Origin of the sequence: Corallococcus sp. CA041A (assembly GCF_003612075.1) — a bacterium.
Taxonomy (GTDB): Bacteria; Myxococcota; Myxococcia; order Myxococcales; family Myxococcaceae; genus Corallococcus; species Corallococcus exiguus.
In genome coordinates this window covers 18,914-38,604 of record NZ_RAWF01000001.1, presented here as the reverse complement: position 1 = coordinate 38,604, position 19,691 = coordinate 18,914, and the positions used below count along the sequence as shown (strand labels likewise).

At 71.5% G+C, this 19,691-nt stretch carries 3 protein-coding genes; all 3 read right to left on the bottom strand.

All coding sequences use genetic code 11. The features are described from left to right. Positions 1 to 43: 43 nt before the first annotated feature. Genes D7V77_RS00070 through D7V77_RS43535 form a run of 3 tightly spaced genes read right to left on the bottom strand, consistent with a single transcriptional unit; the run spans position 44 to position 19,676 of the window. Positions 44 to 4,588, bottom strand: coding sequence for a type I polyketide synthase (locus D7V77_RS00070; RefSeq protein ID WP_120574208.1), 4,545 nt, complete (start codon positions 4,586 to 4,588; stop codon positions 44 to 46). After that, the gene (locus D7V77_RS00065) at positions 4,588 to 19,509 is read right to left on the bottom strand and encodes a non-ribosomal peptide synthase/polyketide synthase (RefSeq protein ID WP_120574207.1); all 14,922 of its coding nucleotides are present in this window, start codon (positions 19,507 to 19,509) and stop codon (positions 4,588 to 4,590) included. Before D7V77_RS00065 ends, D7V77_RS00070 begins: the two co-directional genes overlap by 1 nt. Continuing rightward, positions 19,506 to 19,676, bottom strand: coding sequence for a hypothetical protein (locus tag D7V77_RS43535; protein ID WP_158624232.1), 171 nt, complete (start codon positions 19,674 to 19,676; stop codon positions 19,506 to 19,508). The genes D7V77_RS00065 and D7V77_RS43535 overlap by 4 nt, the downstream gene beginning before the upstream one ends. Positions 19,677 to 19,691 lie beyond the last annotated feature (15 nt).

The window sequence follows — 19,691 nt, the reverse complement described above, 5'->3', positions numbered from 1 at the left end:
GTGCTCGGTCGGTGAAGAAGGTGGGGCGAAGAGGGGGAGCGGCTCACTCCAGCTCGGACAGGAGGGACTCCAGCTCTTCCTCGCTCATGTTCTCGGTGCGGCTTTTGACGATGGCCACGGCCATGCCCGCGATAGTGGGCGTCTCGAAGAGCGTCCCCAGGCGCAGCTCCACCTGGAACGCCTGCCGGACGCGCGCCACGACCTGCGCGCCCACCAGCGAGTGTCCGCCCAGCTCGAAGAAGTCATCGTGGATGCCGGGCTCCGCGACGCCGAGCAGTTCCGCCCAGATGGCGGCGATCCCCTGCTCGACGGAGTCTCGGGGCGCCACGAAAGCGGTCCGCACGCCGCGCCGGGAGTGCCCGGCTCCCGTGCTCGTGGCCGGTGCCGTGCCGGTGCGCTCGCGCCGCAGCCACATCGCCTGCCGCGCGGAGAGGTCCGTGGTGGACACCGCCCAGCGGCCCTCGGCTCGCGCGGACAACAGCCGCCGCAGGGCGTCCGAGCCCTCGGCGAGCGTCATGTCCGACGCGCCAGGCACTTCACTGTCCTGATGCCAGCCGTCCCAGTCCACGCTGAGCCATTGCGTCCCGCCCGCCCGGGCGCGGTCGCACGCCAGCGTGTCCATGAAGGCATTGGCCGCCGCGTAGGCGCTGAACCCCGGGCCGCCCAGCACGGTGGACAGCGAGGACTGCAACACCACGAAGTCCAGCGGCGGCCCACCGGCCAGTGCGGCCGTGAGCCACCGGGTGCCATGCACCTTGGCGGCGAGCTGCTCCTCACTCCGCTCGCGCTCCAGGTCCACCAGCGGCACCGACGTCCGCGCGCCAATGATGCCCGCGGAGTGCACCACGCCATGCAGTGCCCCGAAGCGCGCCCGCGCGCGGGCCACCACGGACTCCAGCTCCGCCCGCCGGGACACGTCCGCCGACAGCACCAGCACCTGCGCGCCACGGGCCTCCATCGCCCGCAGGCGATGAATCTTCCGCGACACGTCATCCTCCTCGCCGTGCGCGCGCAGCCACGCGTCCCATTCTTCCGGAGAGGGGAAGGTCGAGCGGCCCACCAGCACCAGCCGCGCTCGCACCGCCGCCGCCAGGTGTTCGGCCAGGCCCAGGCCGATCCGTCCCAAGCCTCCGGTCAGCAGGTATACGCCCGCTTCACGCAGCGGCGCTGTGTCCGCGCTCGCGGAGGGCAGCCGCGTCGCCTCGAAGTGCTCGGCGTAGCGGCGCGAGCCGCGCCAGGCCACCACGGGCTCCGCCGCATCCAGGCGAACCTCCGCCGCCAGCCGTTCCAGCAGGCCCGCCTGCTTCGCCGCGTCCTCGGGCAGGCGCACGTCGATGCAGCGCGTGCGCAGCCCCACGTGCTCCTGCGGGACCACCTTGCAGGGGCCCACCATGAGCGCGCGGGCGGGCACCAGCGGCTCGTCTCCCGTCACCTCCAATGCGCCACTCACCAGCACCGCGACGTCCACCGGCCCATTCACCGGCCGGGCCTGGATCGCCCGCAGCAGGGCGACGAGGCCGTGGAAGCCCCGCTCCAGCTCCGTGGCGAGCGCCGCGTCTGCATCCCCACCGATGGTGGGGCCCAGGCCCCATGCGTGCACCACGCGCCGGGGCGTGCCCACGGCCTCCAGCAGCGCGCGGTAGTGCGCGGGTTCTCCAGGCACGAGCTCGAAGGTGCGCGCGTCGCGTTGGGAGAATCCGGACGCGGGCACCACTCGCACCACCTCCGAGCCCCCCGCCTCCAGTCGCGCCGCCAGCTCCGCGCCGAAGCCGGTGGCGTCGACGAAGGCGAGCACACGCTCACCACTGACAGCCGAGGGAGCAGGTGGCGGCGTGGGCTTCCAGGCCGGCTGGTAGAACCACTCCGCCGCGTCGTCCCGCTTGCGGAGCGCCGTCCCGGCCGTCCGGGGATCCGCCGCGGCGTGCGTTCCCGCCACGGCCTCCAGCCAGTAGTCCTCCCGCTGGAAGGGATAGGGCGGCAGCTCGACGCGGCGGTGCTCGCCCGGACCCTGGAGCCGCTCCACGTCCAGCTCCGCGCCCGCCAACCACAGCCGCCCCGCGGCATTCAGGAGCACCGCGGCGTCCGGCTGAGGATCCTGCGGCCGGCGCATCGAGGCGACAATCGTGCGCCCCGCCGCGTTCGTGGCCTGCCGCGCCAGCATCGTCAGCGCCTGCCCCGGCCCCACCTCCAACAGCAGCCGGTCCGGCTCCTCGAGCAGCGTCGCCACGCCTTCCGAGAAGCGCACGGGCCGCCGCACCTGCTCCGCCCACGCGCGAGGATCCGTCGCCTCCGCGTCGGTGAGCCAGGTGCCGGTGAGGTTCGAGACGCAGGGGATGGACGGAGGCGACAGGCGCACCCGGCGCAGCGCCTCTTCCAGGGGCCGCAGCATCGGCTCCAGCATCGCGGAGTGGCCGGCGTAGGTGCTGTGCAGCAGGCGGCACTCCACGCCGCGCGCCACCAGCTCCGCCTGAACCGCGTGCACGGCATCGGGAGGCCCCGACACGACGCACAGCGAGGGCGCGTTGCTGGCGGCGATGCCCACCGGCCTTCCCACCAGCAACGGGCGCACCTCTGCTTCAGGGAGTGACACGGACAGCATGGACCCCGCGGGCAGCTGCTGGATGAGCCGGGCGCGCAGCGCCAACATCGCCGTGGCGTCCTCCAGCGTGAAGATGCCCGCCACACAGGCCGCCGCGTACATGCCGACGCTGTGGCCGATGAGCGCCTGGGGCCGCACGCCCACGTCCATCCACCAGCGCGCCAGCGCGTACTCGATGGTGAAGAGCGCCGGGTGGCCGAACGTCGTCTGCTCCAGCTTCCGGGTGGCCTCCGCGTGCTCCGACGCGGCCGGGAAGAGGATGCGCCGCAAGTCGGAGCCCAGGTGCGGGGTGAAGCGCTCGCAGCACGCGTCCACGTGCTCGCGGAAGCGGGGCTCCGCGGCGTACAGGCCGCGGCCCATGTCCACATGGTGCGAGCCCTGACCGGGGAAGAGGAACGCCACCGAGCAACGCCCGTCCCCCGCGACCTCCGTGAGCAGCCGCGCGTCGCGTGCCGCCAGCGCCTCCCGGGCCTCGCGCGCGTCCTGGGACACCAGCACCCGCCGGTGCTCGAAGCGACGACGTCCCACCATCAGCGTGTGGGCGACGTCCGCCAGCGCAACCTCCGGGTGCTGCTCCAGGTGCGTGGCCAGCCGGTCCGTCATCTCCTCCAGCGCGGGCGCGGTCCGAGCGGACAGGGCCAGGAGCTGCCACGGGCGCTGCGCGGGCGTGCGCTGCGCGGGCGTGGGTGCCTCCTCCAGCACCACGTGCGCGTTGGTGCCTCCCATGCCGAAGGAGCTCACACCCGCGCGTCGGGACTTCGCGCCGGGCCACGGCCGCGACGCGGTGTTGACGGCGAAGGGACCGTCGTCGAAGGGGACGCGCGGGTTGGGATTCTGGAAGTGCAGACTGGGGGGAAGTCGCCGGTGCGCCAGCGCCAGCGCCGTCTTGATGAGACTCACCACGCCGGCCGCCGCGTCCATGTGGCCCAGGTTGCTCTTCACCGAGCCCAGGGCGATGGAGCCCCGAGGCAGCCCCTGGAACACCTGGTTGAGCGCGGCCACTTCAATGGGGTCTCCCAGTTGGGTGGCCGTCCCATGGGCCTCCACGTACTGAATGGAGTCGGGATCCACGCACGCCACCGCGAGCGCTTCGGAGATGACCTGGGACTGTCCGTCCACGCTGGGCGCGGTGAAGCCCACCTTGTCCGCGCCGTCGTTGTTGATGGCCGACCCGCGGATGACCGCGTGGATGCGGTCTCCTGCCTCCAGCGCGTCCGACAGCCTCTTGAGCGCCACCACCGCCACGCCCGAGCCGCCAATGGTGCCTTCGCCCCGAGCGTCGAAGGGACGGCAGCGTCCATCCGGAGAGAGGATGCCTCCGTCCCGATACGAGTAGCCGGCGCGCTGGGGCAGCGCCAGCGCGACACCGCCCGCGAGCGACAGGTCCGACTCGCCGGACAGCAGGCTCTGGCAGGCCAGGTGCACCGCCACCAGTGACGTGGAGCACGCCGTCTGCACGGTGAGGCTCGGGCCGCGCAGGTCCAGGCGGTGGGAGACGCGCGTGGCGAGGAAGTCCTTCTCGTTGGCCACCATCAGCGAGAACAGGCCCTGCGACGCCACCAGGTCCGGCCGGGTCAGCAGGTTCGCGATGAGGTAGGTGCTCCGGCCCTCGCCCGCGAAGACGGACGTGGCGCCACGCCCACGTGCGTCCCCATGGCCGGAGCGCTCCAGCGCCTCCCACGCGCACTCCAGGAAGAGGCGGTGCTGGGGATCCAGCAACTCCGCCTCGCGGGGGCTGTATCCGAAGAAGGCCGCGTCGAAGGCGGCCACGCCGTCCAGGACGAAGCCTTCGCGCACGTAGCCCGGCTGCTCGCGCACGGTGCGAGGCACTCCAGCCGCCTCCAGCTCCGCGTCGGAGAAGGACGTGCGCGGCTCGACGCCGTCGTCGATCAACCGCCAGAAGGATTCGGGATCGCGAACGCCCGGAACGCGCAGCGCCATGCCGACGATGGCGACGGACTCGGACGGGGATGAAGGGTCCTGAGCCATCACGCGCTTCCCTTCTTGCGGCGGCTCAGTCGCTGCTCCCGTTGTTGATCCATGCGCTCCTTGCGGCCCTCGCCGCGCTCCTGGCTGGACTCCAGCCGCGAGCCTCCGCCGGACTGGGACAGGTGTTCGGCCAGACCCGCGATGGTGGGGTACTGGAAGAGCACGGGCAGGGAGAGCCGCAGGTCCAGCGTCGTCTGGAGGCGCTCCTGCACGCGGACGATGAGCAGGGAGTTGCCGCCCACGTCGAAGAAGCGCTCGTGGCGTCCCACGCGCTTGAGGCCCAGCAGCTCGCACCAGAGAGCCGCCAGCGTGCGCTCCAGATCACCCTGCGGCTCCACGTAGCCCTGACCGCCGCCGACATGGGTCTCGTCGGGAGCGGGCAGCGCGCGCGTGTCCACCTTGCCGCTAGCGGTGAGGGGCAGCGCGTCCAGGAACACGAACGCCGCCGGCACCATGTACTCCGGCACGCGCTCGCGCAGGTATGTGCGCAGCGCCGCCGCATCGTGCCCGGGCTCGCGCGAGACGACGTAGGAGACGAGGCGGTGGAGAGAAGGCGAGTCCTCGCGAAGCAGCGTGAAGGCGTCGAGGACGGAGGAGTGGTCGCGAAGGAGGGAAGAGACTTCGGAGGGCTCGATGCGGAAGCCGCGCAGCTTCACCTGGGAGTCGAGGCGTCCGAGGAACTCGAGGCGACCGGAGGGCAGCCAGCGGACGCGGTCACCGGTGCGGTAGAGGCGCTCGCCCGGCTCGCGCGAGAACGGATGAGGAATGAACTTCTCCGCAGTGAGCGAGGGCTGTCCTAGGTAGCCGCGAGCGACGCCGGGGCCGGAGACGAAGAGCTCACCGGGGACGCCGACGGGGACGGGCCGCAGGAGTGAGTCGAGGACGAAGAGGCGGACGTTGGGGAACGGAGCGCCAATGGTGGGCTGAGAGGGATTGAGCTGCGACTCGATGGAAGCGCAGACAGTCACTTCAGTGGGTCCGTAGGCGTTGAGCAGGAGGCGCTGGGGGTGTGCCCAGCGGGAAGCGACGGCAGCCGGAAGCGCCTCGCCAGCGGAGATGACGGTGCGCAGGGAGTCGAGCCCAGAGGGGTCGAGCTGCGCGAGGACGGACGGGGTGAGGGTGACGGCGGAGATGGAGCGGGCGCGGAGCAGGGAGTGGAGAGGAGTCCCTGGGAGGAGTTGGTCACGAGGGGCGAGGTGGAGGCAGGCGCCCGCGAGGAGAGAGGAGAAGACCTCGCAGACGCAGGCATCGAAGCCGATGGAGGCGAACTGGAGGACGTGGGAGGAGGAGTCGAAGCGGTGCTCGCGAACGGCGGCGAGGGCGGTGTTGGAGAGGCCGCGATGGGTGAGGAGGGTGCCCTTGGGCTTGCCGGTGGAGCCAGAGGTGTAGATGACGTAGGCGAGCGAGTCGGGCAGGGAGCGGGGAGGAGGCGGCTGGGTGGAGCGGGAGGCCACCTGACTCCAATCCGCGTCCACGCACACCGAAGCGCCGGCATGCGCGGGCAGCACGGACTTCAAGCGCTCCTGGGTGAGGACCACGCGAGCGCCGGAGTCGGCGAGCATGAACGCGAGTCGGTCCGCGGGCAGGGTTGGATCCAGGGGCACCCAGGCGCCACCGGCCTTGAGTACGGCGAGCATCGAGACGACGAGGTCGAAGGAGTGCTCGACGCAGAGCGCGACGCGGATCTCGGGACCGACGCCGTAAGCGCGCAGATGCCAGGCGAGCTGGTTGGCGCGTTCGTCGAGCTGCTGGAACGAGAGGGTGTCGTCGCCGGAGGCGAGCGCGGGGGCCTCGGGCGAGCGGGCCACCTGGGCTTCGAAGATCTGGTGGACGAGGCGCTCCTGGGGGAAGGCCACGTCGCTGGCGTTCCACTCCACCAGCACCTGATGACGCTCTTGTTCCGGAAGGAGCGACAGCGAGGCGAGCGGGCGGGCCGGCGCGGCGATGACCTCGGTGAGCAACGCGGACAGGTGATCCGCCATGCGCGCCACCGTGGCCTCGTCATGGAGGTCGGTGTTGTATTCGAACGACGCGCGGAGGCCTTCGTCGGTGTCGGTGAAGGAGACGGTCAGGTCGAACTTGGCGCCCTGTCCATCCAGGGGCACCGGGCGCGCGATGAGGCCGGGCAGTGCCTGCTCGACGTGCAGGTCCTGCTGGTAGGCCACCATCACCTGGAAGAGGGGTGAGCGGCTGAGGTCGCGCTCGGGCTGGAGCGCCTCCACCAGCTTCTCGAAGGGCACGTCCTGGTGCGCGAGCGCGCCCAGGGTGGATTCGCGCGCCTGGGCGAGCAGCTCCCGGAAGCTGATGCGTGGATCGAACCGGGCACGTAGCACCAGCGTGTTGACGAAGAATCCGACGAGCGCCTCCATCCCGGCATGCGTGCGGCCGGAGACGGGAGCGCCCACGGTGAAGTCGTCCTGGCCCGAGTAGTGATGCAGCAGCGCCTGCGTCGTCGCCAGCAGGGTCATGAACGGGGTGACGCCTTCAGCGCGGTGGAAAGCGCGCAGCGCTTCGGAGAGCGGGCGCGGCAGCATCCGGGTGAGGAGGGCGCCGTTGAACGTCTGCAGCGCCGGACGCGGACGGTCCGTGGGCAGTCGCAACGCATGCGGTGCGCCGTGGAGTTGCTGGCGCCACCACCCGAGCTGCGCGTCGAGCACGTCGCCCTGGAGCCAGGAGCGCTGCCACAGGGCGTAGTCCGCGTACTGCACCGGCAGCGGCGGAAGCGGCGACGCCTCGTCGCGAAGGAAGGCGTCGTAGAGCGCGGCCAGCTCACGCAGCACCACCTCCGAGGATCCGCCGTCGGAGACGATGTGATGCATCACCACCACCAGCACATGGTGATCCGCATCGAGCCGCACCAGCGTGGTGCGCAGCAGCGGTCCATGCGCAAGGTCGAAGGGCCGCCGGGCCTCATCGCTGGCGATGCGGAGCGCTTCCGGATCGCGCTGCTCCGAAGACAGCTCCCTCAGATCCACCAGGGTGAGCGGAGACGTGAGCACGGGGTGGATGAGCTGCACCGGGCCCTCAGGGCTGTCCTGGAACGTCGTCCGGAAAGATTCGTGACGACGGATCAGTTCGTCGAAGGCCGACTGGAGCGCGGGGAGGTGAAGGGGGCCGGTGAGCCGGAGCGCGGAGGGGATGTTGTAGAAGGCGCTTTGGGGCTGCCAGCGGTCGAGGAACCAGAGGCGCTGCTGGGCGAAGGAGAGAGGCGGAGGCGCGCCATCGCGAGGTGAGGGGCGAAGAGGAGGCGCGGAAGAAGAGACGGAGGAAGCACGAAGCGCATCGAGGCGCTGGGCGAGGAGCGCGGGAGAAGAGGCCTCGAAGAGAGCGCGAAGGGGCAGCTCCATGCCGAGGGCTTCGCGCACATGGGCGACGAGGCGGGTGGCGAGGAGTGAGTGGCCACCGAGAGCGAAGAAGTCGTCGTGAATGCCGACGCGCTCCAGGCGCAGGAGGCGAGCGAAGAGGCCGCAGAGGAGGGCCTCGGTGCGCGTGCGGGGCGGGACGAAGGATGCGGCGCGGGAGGCGTCGGCGTCGGGGAGAGGAAGGGCCTTGCGGTCCACCTTGCCGTTGGAGCTGAGGGGCAGGGTGTCCAGCACCACGAAGGCGGCGGGCACCATGTACTCGGGAAGCCCCTGACTCAGATGGAGCTTGAGGACTTCGACCTCCAGCGATGCATCCGCCTTGGGCGTGACGTACGCAACGAGACGCGCGTCGCCGGGGGAGTCCTGGCGAACGAGGACGACGACGTCACGCACGGCGGGCAGTTGGCGCAGGGAGGCTTCGATTTCACCCAACTCAATGCGGAAGCCGCGCAGCTTCACCTGGAAGTCGATGCGGCCCAGGAAGTCGAGGGAGCCGTCGGGCAACCAGCGGACGCGATCACCCGTGCGGTAGAGGCGCGCGCCAGGTGAGGACGAGAAGGGGTTCGGAATGAAGGAGACGGAGGTGCGAGAGGAGTCGAAGAGATAGCCGCGGCCGACACCCGTGCCCGCGACGAAGAGCTCACCGGGAATGCCGAGGGGGCAGGGCCGCAGGAGAGAGTCGAGGACGTAGAGGCGGGTGTTGCAGACGGGGCGCCCGATGGGGACGACGGAGGAGGCCGGAGGGGAGGAGAGGACTGCGTGGGTGACGTCGTCAGAGCACTCGGTGGGGCCGTAGGCATTGACGAGGGGAATTGCGGGCCACGCGAGAAGCCAGCGGCGAGCGGTTTCCGCCGGAAGGGCCTCACCCGTGGGAACCATGAATCGCAGGCGGGAGAGGGCGGGACGTGCGGATCCGCGAGAGTCGGCCTCGTCGAGCAGGGCGCTCAGCAGCGAGGGGACGGACTCGACGATGGAGACGGCGTGGGCCTCCAGTGCGTTGAGGAGGGCAGAAGGCGAATGCGCGACGTCGTCACCGAGCACGAGCGTCTGGCCACCGACGAGCAGGGCGACGAAGGACTGCCAGACGGAGATGTCGAAGCACTGAGAGGCCGTCTGGGCGACGACGTCCTTGGGACCGAGGCCGAGAGCAAGCACCTTGGCATGCAGGTGGTTGAGCATGCCGCGCTGCTCGACCATGGCGCCCTTGGGGGTGCCGGTAGAGCCGGAGGTGAAGATGACGTAGGCGAGGTGCGAAGGAGACGCGCGAGGCGAGAGACGCGAAGAGGGAACGTCCGCGTTCAGAGAGGCTTCGAGCGAAAGGACGCGCGGGCGAGAGTCCTCGGGAAGCAGCGCGAGTGTGGAAGCCAGCAGCGGCGCGAAGACATCAGCGACGAGGACGAAGGGAGCGCGGCTGAGAGAAAGGATCTGAGCGAGGCGCTGGGGCGGGTGGAGCGGGTCGAGGGGCAGCCAAGCAGCGCCGGCCTTGAGGACGCCAAGGTTGGAAGCGACGAAGTCGCAGCCGCGAGGAGCCAGCAGGGCGACGAGGGAATCGGGCTGGACGCCAGACGCGACGAGGAGGTGGGCGAGGCGGTTGGAGCGGGCGTCGAGGGCGCGGTAGCTGAAGGAAGAAGACGCGTCGCGGACAGCGACGGCGTCGGGGGCGCGGTCGGCTTGAGCCTCGAAGAGCTGGTGGAAGCAGACGTCGAGAGGGACGTCGGCGTCGGTGCGGTTGAAGTCGAGGAGCACCTGACGCTGCTCGGCCTCGGGCATGAGGGGCAGCGAGGACAGCGACGCCTCAGGGCGAGCGACGGCGGCCTCCAGCACCGTGCGCAGATGCTGGGTGAGGCGCGCGATGGTCGCCTCCTCGAACAGATCGGTGCTGTACTCGAAGCGGCCGCGCAGGCCGTCGTCGGCCGCGGTCAGCACCAGCTCCAGGTCGAACTTGGAGGTGCCGTGATCCACGTCCAGCCGGTGCAGCTCCAGGCCCGCGTGGGCGGTCTCCGGCAAGCGGTTGTTCTGGAACGTGAACATCACCTGGAACAGCGGTGAGCGGCTCAGGTCGCGCCGGGGCTGGAGCGCCTCCACCAGCTTCTCGAAGGGCACATCCTGGTGCGCGTAGGCCCCAAGCGCCGCCGTGCGCACGCGCGTGAGCAGCTCCCGGAAGGAGATCGCGTCATCCAGACGCGTGCGCAGCACCAGCGTGTTGGCGAAGAAGCCAATCAACCCCTCCAGCTCGACGCGGCTCCGGCTGGCGACAGGCATGCCAATGCAGAGGTCGTCCTGGCCCGAGTACCGGTGCAACACCACCTCGAACGCGGACAGCAGCACCATGAACGGGGTGACGCCTTCACGCCGGCTCAGCGCCTCGACCGCGTCGGACAGCTCGCGGGGCAGGTGGACGAACCAGCTCGCGCCCTGGAGGGACTGGACCGCGGGGCGCGGCTTGTCGGTGGGCAGCTCCAGGACGCGCGGAGCGTCCCCCAACTGCTGACGCCAGTACGCCAGCTGCGTCTCCAGAGCCTCGTCCCGCAGCCACTGCCGCTGCCACGCGGCGTGATCCGCGACCTGGATGGGCAGGTCGGAGAGCGGCGAGGGCTGGCCCCGGGTGAACGCCGCGTAGAGGGCCATCAGGTCCTCGACGAGCACGTTCATGGACCAGCCGTCGGAGACGATATGGTGCATGGTCAGCAGCAGCACATGCTCGCGTTCGGCCAGGCGCAGCAGCGTGACGCGCAGGAGGGGACCGCGCGTCAGGTCGAAGGGCCGGCGCGCCTCCGCGGTGGCCCGGTGCTGGACCTCCGCCTCGCGCTCCGCCAGGGAGCGCGCCGACACGTCGATGACCGTGAAGTCGGGAGCCAGCGAGTCCGCGATGCGCTGCTCGGGTCCCTCCACGCCCTCGTGGAAGGTGGTGCGCAGGGACTCGTGGCGATAGGTGAGGGCGGAGAAGCCGCGGCGCAGGGACTCCACGTCCAGCGCTCCGCTGACGCGCACGGCGGCCGGCACGTTGTACGCGACGCTGCCCGGCTCCAACTGCTCCAGCAACCAGAGGCGCTGCTGCGCGAAGGACAGCGCCAGGGGCCCGGTGCGCTCCGCCGGTGAGAGCGGAGGCGACTGCCGGCCCTGCCTGGCCGCGCGCAACGCATCCACCTTCTCCGCGAGCGCCGCCAGGGTCGGGGCCTCGAAGAGGCTGCTCAGGGGCAGCTCCACCTGAAGCGCCTCGCGGATCCGCGAGACGGCCTGGGTGGCCAGCAGCGAGTGCCCGCCCAGCTCGAAGAAGTGGTCATACGCGCCCACGCGCTCCACGCGCAGGACGCGAGCCCACACGGAGGCCAACAACTCCTCGGTGAAGGTGCGCGGCGCGACGGTGCCGGACTCCACGGGAGCGGCCTCCGGCGCGGGCAGCGCCTTGCGGTCCACTTTGCCGTTGGGCGTGAGGGGCAGCGCGGCCAGGGTGACGAAGGCGGACGGCACCATGTAGCGGGGCAGGTGCCGCTGCACTGCTTCCTTGAGGACTGCCGCGTCCGGCACGTGGCCGGGCTGGGCCACGACGTAGGCCACCAGCCGCTTCTCGCCCTGAGCTTCCGAGCGCGCGTGGACGACGACGTCCCGCACGGACGCGTGAGCGCGGAGCACCGCCTCCACCTCGCCCAGTTCGATGCGGAAGCCGCGCACCTTCACCTGGTTGTCGATGCGGCCCAGGTACTCCAGGTCGCCGTCCGGCAGCTGCCGGACCAGGTCCCCGGTGCGGTAGAGCCGCGCGCCGGGCTCGCGTGAGAGCGGATGGGGGATGAACCGCTCCGCGGTGAGCTCCGGCCGGTGGAGATACCCACGGGCCTGCCCCGCGCCTCCCAGGTGCAGCTCACCGGGGACGCCCAGGGGCACGGGGCGTCCGCGCGCATCCAGCACCCATGCGGAGGTGCCGGGCAGCGGGCGCCCGATGGTGGGCTCGCCGCGCGCGTCCTGGGGAACCCGCGTGAACGTGGAGTAGGTGGTGTCCTCCGTGGGGCCGTACAGGTTGAAGACGTGCTCCACGTGGCCCGTGCGGTACAGGTCCGCCACCAGCGAGCCTGGGAGCGCCTCGCCCGCCAGGTTCACCGTGCGCAGGGACGCGGGCAGTGCACCGGCCCGCACCAGCTCCGTCATGGCCGACGGCACCGTGTTGACGAGCGTCACCTCACCCGCCGCCGCGAGCCCCGCCAACGCCAGCGCGTTGTCCGCGAGGATGACGGTGCCTCCCCGTGCCAGCGGGGCGAACATCTCGAAGAAGGACAGGTCGAAGCAGAACGACGTCGCGGCCAGCACACCGGACAGCTGCTCGCGCGAGAACACCGACAGCGCCCAGCGCAGGAAGGCCACCGCGCTGCGGTGCTCCAGCGCCACGCCCTTGGGCCGGCCGGTGGATCCGGACGTGTAGAGGACGTAGGCCAGGGAGTCCGGCCCGGTGCTCGCGGGCGCCAGCGGAGCCAGCAACACCGGAACCTCCGCGCCCGCCTCCAACCGGACGACCCGCGCTCCGTGCGAGGGCAGCGTCGCCTCCAGCTTCGCCGTGGTGATCAGCACCGGCGCCTGGGAGTCCTCCAGCATGAACGCCAGCCGCTCGGCGGGGTAGGCCGGATCCAACGGGACGTAGGCTCCGCCCGCGCGCATCACGCCCAGTAGGGCGATGACGAGCTCTGGCGTGCGCTCCATGCACACGGCGACGCGCGTCTCCGGGCCCGCGCCAAGCTCACGCAGCGTGTGCGCCAGTTGGCGCGTGCGCGACTCCAGCTCGCCGTAGGTGAGCCGCCGCGCCTCATGCACCAGCGCCACCGCGTCCGGCGTGCGCGCGGCCTGTGCCTCCACCAGGTGATGGACACAGGTCTCCCCCGGAAGCTCGGCGTGCGTCCCGCTCCACGCGCGCAGTTGCTGCCACTCGCGCTCGGGCAGCAGCTCCGCCCGGTCGTAGCGGCTCTGAGGCGCCTTCGACATGGCGCCGAGCACGCTCAGGTAATGCGCCTTGATGGACTCCACCTGCTCGGCGCCCAGGCCGTTGCAGTCCAGGGCGATGTGCAGCTCGGTGCTGGCCGTGTTGACGTTGAAGTAGGCCGTCCAGGCGAAGTACGTCTGGTCGGTGGCCATCATGTCCAGGACCTCCAGCCCGCGCAGCTCGCGCAGCCGGTCCAGGATGTGGAACTGGGTGAAGTTGAAGGCCGTGTCGAAGAGCGGCTGCCCGCCTCCGAAGGTCTTCTGCAGCTCCGCCAGCGGGAAGCGCCGGTGCGGCAGCCGGGCGCGCTCCGCCTCGAAGGCATCGCGCGTCAGGTCCAGCCACGACCCGCCCGCCACGTCCATGCACAGCGGCAGCGTGTTGAGGAAGATGCCCAGCACCTGATCGCCGCCGGGCACCTCCGGGCGTCCGTTGGCGATGATGCCCGTCACCACCTGGTCCTTCCCGGTCAGCAGCGCCACGACGCGCGCGTGCGCGGCGACGAGGACGCTCTTGAGCGGGAGGGTCGTCTCGGTGGCGATCTGCTTGAGGCCGGTGAGCACCTCGTCGGCCACCGGGAAGATGATCCGCAGGTGCTGTCCGGCCGGCTCTCCTTCGGCCAGCGGCCAGGGCATGAGCGGAGCGCGCTCCAGTCGAGACAGCTCCCAGGCCCAGAAGTTCTTCGACGCCTCGGAGGCCAGCGCCGCCCGCTCCAGGGCGATGAAGTCCCGGTAGGTGGTGGCCGGAGGAGGCTCCACCGGCGTCGGGCCGTCCAGCGATGCCACGTAGAGCCGCAGCAGCTCCGACCACAGCGAGGCCACGCTCCAGCCGTCCAGGAAGGGCTCGGACAGGGTGATGCGGAAATCGTCGTCGGTGAGGCGGTGGACGTTGATCCGGATGAGCGGCGGCGCGCGCCAGGTGAAGCCCAGACGGCGCTCGGCCTGGCTCCAGGCCTTGAAGTCCTGCCGCTGCTCCTTCTCCGGGCGATCCCGCCAGTCGAACACCGCGAGCGGCGCCTGCGCGTGCGTGTACACCAGCTGCAACGGTTCGCTGAAGGAGACGTCGAAGGCCGAGCGCAGCATGGGGTGGCGCCGCGCCATCTGTTCAAGCGCCCGTCGCAGCGCGTCCTCGTCGAAGCGCACCCGGACGTGGAAGCTGGTGAGGTAGACCTCGTAGCCCTGGCGCAGCTCCGCGTGGAAGACGAAGCCCGCCTGCAACCGCGACAGCGGATAGGCGTCCGAAAGGCCCGCGGGCAGCGCCGCGAGGTCCGCGTCGGACACCAGCGAGAAGGGCTCGGTGCGCACGGCGGTCTCACCCGAGCGGCGCAGCGCCTGGGCCAGCGCGCCCACCGTCTGGTGGTCGAACATCTCCGCGATGCTGAGCGTGAGCCCCCGCTCGCGGGCCCGCGCCACCACGCGCAGGCTGCGGATGGAGTCGCCTCCCAGCTCGAAGAAGTTGTCGTCCACGCCCACCTGATCCACGCCCAGCGCCTCGCTCCACACCTGGCACAGCAGCCGCTCCAGGTCGTTGGTGGGCGCCACGTAGCCCTCGCTCAACGACGGGCGCAGACGCTCCGGTGCGGGCAGCGCCCGGCGGTTCACCTTGCCGTTGGCGGTGAGCGGGAGGGTGTCCAGGAAGACGAAGGCGGCGGGCACCATGTGCTCGGGCAGCCGCTCACGCAGGAAGGCGCGCAGCTCGCCCACGGTGGGCGCTTGCGCATCCGGACGCGCCACCAGGTAGGCCACCAGTTGCTTCTCGCCAGCGGCGTCCTCGCGCGGCACGACCACCACTTCGCGCAGCGCGGGGTGCCGGGCAATGGAGCTCTCCATCTCACCCAGCTCGATGCGGAAGCCGCGCACCTTCACCTGATCATCCAGGCGGCCCAGGTACTCCACGTCGCCGTCTGGCAGTCCGCGGGCCAGGTCTCCGCTGCGGTAGAGGCGGGCGCCTGTCCCCGGGCGGAAGGGGTCGTCCAGGAAGCGCTGCTGATTGAGTTCAGGCCGCTGGAGGTAGCCGCGCGCGACGCCCGCGCCGCCGACATACAACTCACCGGGCACGCCCACCGGCACCGGCTGCTGGTGCTTGTCCAACAGCAACAGGGACAGGTCCTGGATGGGCGCGCCAATCACGCTGCCCGGCGCCTCGTCCACGTCACGCGCGCGCAGGGGCCGGTAGGTGACATGCACCGTCGTTTCGGTGATGCCGTACATGTTGACCAGCCGGGGCCGCGCGTCCCCGTGACGCTCGAACCAGGGGCGCAGGCTGCCCAGCGGCAGGGCCTCGCCGCCGAAGATGACGTGGCGCAGGGCCAGGGCGTCGGCCGGCGCCGTCAGGTCCTCCTGGATGAGCGAACGGAAGGCGGACGGCGTCTGGTTGAGAATGGTGACCTGCTCGGCGCGCAGCAGCGCGTGGAAGGCCTCCGGGGAACGGCTCACCCGGTACGGCACCACCACCAGCCGGCCGCCGTACAGCAGCGCGCCCCACAGTTCCCACACGGAGAAGTCGAACGCGATGGAGTGGAACAGCGTCCAGACGTCGGAGCTGTCGAAGCGGAAGTCGTCCCAGGTGGCGTCGAAGAGCCGCGTGACGTTGGCGTGCGTCACCTGCACGCCCTTGGGGCGCCCCGTGGAGCCCGATGTGTAGATGACGTACGCGAGCAGATCGCCCGACACCGCGACGTCAGGCCGCGAGCGCGGCGCGTCGGCGAGGCCCGGCGACTCCTCATCCAGTGCGACCACGTGGACCGCCACGTCACCCAGGGAGTCCGCCAGCCGGCGCTGCGTGAGCAGCACGCGAGCCTGACTGTCCTCCAGCATGAATCGGGCCCGCTCGGCGGGGTAGGCCGTGTCGATGGGCACGTACGCCGCCCCCGCCTTCAGGATGGCGAGCACGGCCACCACCATGTCCAGCGAACGCTCCAGGTACAGCCCCACCAGGTCGCCCGGCACGACGCCCTGGTGCACCAGATGGTGGGCCACCTGATTGGCGCGGGCGTCCAGCTCCGCGTAGGTCCACGAGCGCTCCTCGAGCGTCACCGCCACGGCGTCCGGCCGCTCCGCCACGCGCGCCTCGAAGCGCTGATGCAGGCAGGCCTCGCCCCGGGGCTCCACGCGGAGCGAACGGGGAGGACGCGTGAGCGCCTCGCGCTCCTCCGCCGACAGCAGGGGCAGCCGGGAGATGGGTCGCGAGGGATCCTCCGCGATGCCCTCCAGCAGCCGCTCCAGGTGCCCGGCCATGCGGACCACGGTGGCCGCGTCCAGCAGGTCCACGTTGTAGCGGAGCGAACCCGCGAGCGTGCCCTCCACCTCGGCGAACGTCAGCGTGAGGTCGAAGGGGGCGACGTGCCGCGCGAGCGCGAGTGACTCCACCTCCAGCTCACCCAGGCGCATCCGCAGCCCGCTCTCATCCAGGGCGAAGCCGCTCAGGTCCTCTTGTCCGGGCAGCGACGCGCGCTGCAACACCAGCTCCACCTGGGCGAGCGGAGGCCGGCTGGGATCGCGCCGCACGCGCAGCCGGTCCACCAGCGTGGTGAAGGGCAGCTCCTGGTGGGCCAGCGCGTCCACCACCACGCCCCGCGCGCGCTCCATCAGCTCCAGGAAGGACGGCTCGCCGCTCAGGTCTCCGCGCAGCACCACCTGGTTGACCAGGTAACCCACCACGCTCGCCAGCTGCGGCCGGGGGCGGCCGTTGACGGGAGAGCCCACCCAGACGTCCTCCTGTCCGGTGTAGCGATGCAGGAGCGTCTGGAACGAGGCGAGCAGCAGCGTGAAGAGCGTGACGCCGCGCTCGCGGGCCAGCGTGAAGAGCCGCTGGGCCAGCGGCGCCGGAAGCCGGAAGGCATGCGCCGCGCCCGCGTAGGTCTGCACCGGCGGACGCGCGCGGAAGCGGGGCAGCTCCAGCGGCGTGGGCTCACCGGCAAGCCGCTCCTTCCAGTGCTCCCAAAGCCGCTCGCCGTCGCGCGCGAGGACTTCGCGCAGCTGACGCTCGACGCCTGGCATGTCCAACCGCACCGGGGGCAGGGCCGGCGGCTGGTGACGGAGCTCGCCCTCGTACAGCGCGCCCAGGTCGTGGAGCAGCACCGCCATGGACACCAGGTCCACGATGATGTGATGGACGCCCAGGATGAGCACGTGCTCGCCCGCGGGGCGCGCCAGGACGTGCACGCGCATCAACGGCCCGGAGGCGAGGTCGAAGGGCCGGGCCGCCTCTTCGCCCAGGAACTGCTCCAGCCGCGCTGCGTCCCACGCGGTGGCGTCCTCGTGGACGAAGTGGACCGGGGCGTGGGGCAGGATGCGCTGGACGGGCTGGCCCTCCACGCGGACGAAGAGGGTGCGCAGGCTGGCGTGACGGTCGACCAGTGCCTGGAAGGCGCGCTGCAACGCGAGCACGTCCAGCGCGGAGCGGATCCGCAAGGCCTGCGTGACGTTGTACTCGGTGGTGTGCGGGGAGAGCTGGTGCTGGAACCAGAGCCCCCACTGGCCGGGGGTGAGCGCGTAGTCCCCGGGCGCCACCGTCGTCGTCTCGGAGGCGGGCACGTGCTCCGCGGCTTCGAGCGCCTGCACGAGGAAGCCCGCGAGCTCCTCCGGCGTGGGGCCGCTCAACACGCGCTGGAGCGGGAGCGTCACGCCCAGGTGCTGCTCGACGGCGTGGCCCAGCTCCACGATGCCCAGCGAGTCCAGTCCCAGCTGGCTCACCCGGACCGCCGGCTCCACGGCCGACACCGGGGCGCGCAGGGCCCGCGCCAGCTCGCGCCGCACCCAATCGAGCAGGGCCTGCTGCCGCTCGGCGACGGGCATGGCCCGCAGCGTGGCCACGTCCGGCCCAGGCCCGGCGTCGGGGCTCGCGTCCTCAGCGGAGGCGCGCGTCAGCACGGAGCGGCCCACCACCCGGATCTGGCCCTCGCCCAGCCACTGCCGGCACGTGCTGCGCATCAGCTTGCCACTGGAGGTCTTGGGCACCGCGCCGTGGGGCACCAGCACCACGGTGTCGAGCCGCAGCTCGTGTTCCTGCTCCATGGCCGCGCGCACCGCGGCGGCCACCGCCTCCACGTCCACCGTCTCGTCGCCCACCTCGACGACCATCACCACCCGCTCGCCCTCCGACGCGTCCTCGGAGAAGGCCGCGTTGCAGCCCGGCCGGATCGCCGGGTGGCTGCGCTCGGCCGTCAGCTCCAGGTCCTGGGGGTAGTGGTTGCGGCCGCGGACGATGATCAGGTCCTTGCGGCGGCCGGTGATGAAGACCTCGCCGTCCCGCATGAAGCCCATGTCGCCCGTGCGCAGGAAGGGGCCCGTGCCATCCGCCAGACGGGCACGGAAGATCTCCTCGGACAGCTCGGGCCGGTTCCAGTAGCCGGCGGCCACGCTGGGGCCGGACACCCAGAGCTCGCCCACCTCGCCGGGGGCCCGGAGCTGGCACGTCCGTGGCTCCACCACCAGGATGTCGTGGTCGGGCAGAACCCTCCCGCTGCCCACCAGCACGCGGGCTTCCGGCGCGTCCGCGCTCGTGGGCACGGGCCGGTGGCCCTCCATGCTGGAGGCGACCACCGGGAGCAGCACGGGGGGCGCGGTCGTCACGCCGCCGGTGAGGGCGAGCGTCGCCTCCGCCAGGCCGTAGCCCGGCATGAAGGTCTCCATGCGGAAACCCTGGGGCGCGAAGGTCCGCGCGAAGCGCTCCAGCGTGTCCGGGCGGATGGGCTCCGCGCCGTTCATGGCGCCGCGCCAGTGGCTCAGGTCCAGCGTGGCCCGCTCCTCAGGCGTCGTCTTGCGCACGCACAGGTCGAACGCGAAGTTGGGGCCACCGGACACCTGGGCGCGAAGCCGCGACATCGCCTCCAGCCACCGCAGGGGCTTGCGGAGGAAGGACAGCGGCGACATGAGCGTCACCGGGTTGCCCGCGTACAGCGGGTTGAGGATGCCGGAGATGAGGCCCATGTCGTGGTACGGCGGCAGCCACATCACCCACCGGTCATCCTGCCGCAGGTCCAGGCCCAGCGTGATGATCCGCATGTTGGCCACGAGGTTGCCGTGGCGGACCATCACGCCCTTGGGCATGCCGGTGGAGCCGGACGTGTACTGAAGGAACGCCAGCGACCCGGCCGTCAGCTCCGGGCGCCGCCAGCCGTCCTCCAGCCCCTCGGGCAGCGCGTCGGTGGCGATCCACTCCAGGTCCCGCAGCTCCGGCGCCAGCTCGAAGATGTACTCCGCCAGCTCCAGGATGAAGGACGTGGTGAGCACCACCGTCGCCTGGGCGTCGCGGATGATGGCGCGCAGGCGCGGCAGCGTGCGCTCCAGCCGCGCCGGATCCGGCGGATACGCGGGCACCGCCACGGCGCCGCCCAGGACGCAGCCGAAGAACCCCGCGATGTATTCAGTGCCCGGCGGGTAGAGCAGCATCACCCGCTGTCCCGCGTGCCGCTCCGCCAGCCGCGCGCCAATGCGCCGCGCCCGTGTGAAGAGCCCCGCGTGCGTCAGCTCGGACTGCTCCCCCGGCTCGTCCTCCAGGAACGTGTAGACGGGGAAGTCCGCGCGCGTCTCCACCCGGAGCGCGAGGAGGTCCATCAGCGTGTCGGCCTTGGGATGAATGACTCGATCGTTCATGGCTCGGGGCGGGGCGGCGCGCGATGCGTGGAAGAAACGGAGGGGAGGGAAGCGTGGGGTGAAACCCGGGCGGCGATGCTCTTGGCCACCCGCGGCGACAGGGCGACCACCGTCAGCGTCGTGTTCACCGCGCCCTCGGAGGGCAGGGTGGGCAGCGCCACGTCCACGGCTTCAATCCCAGG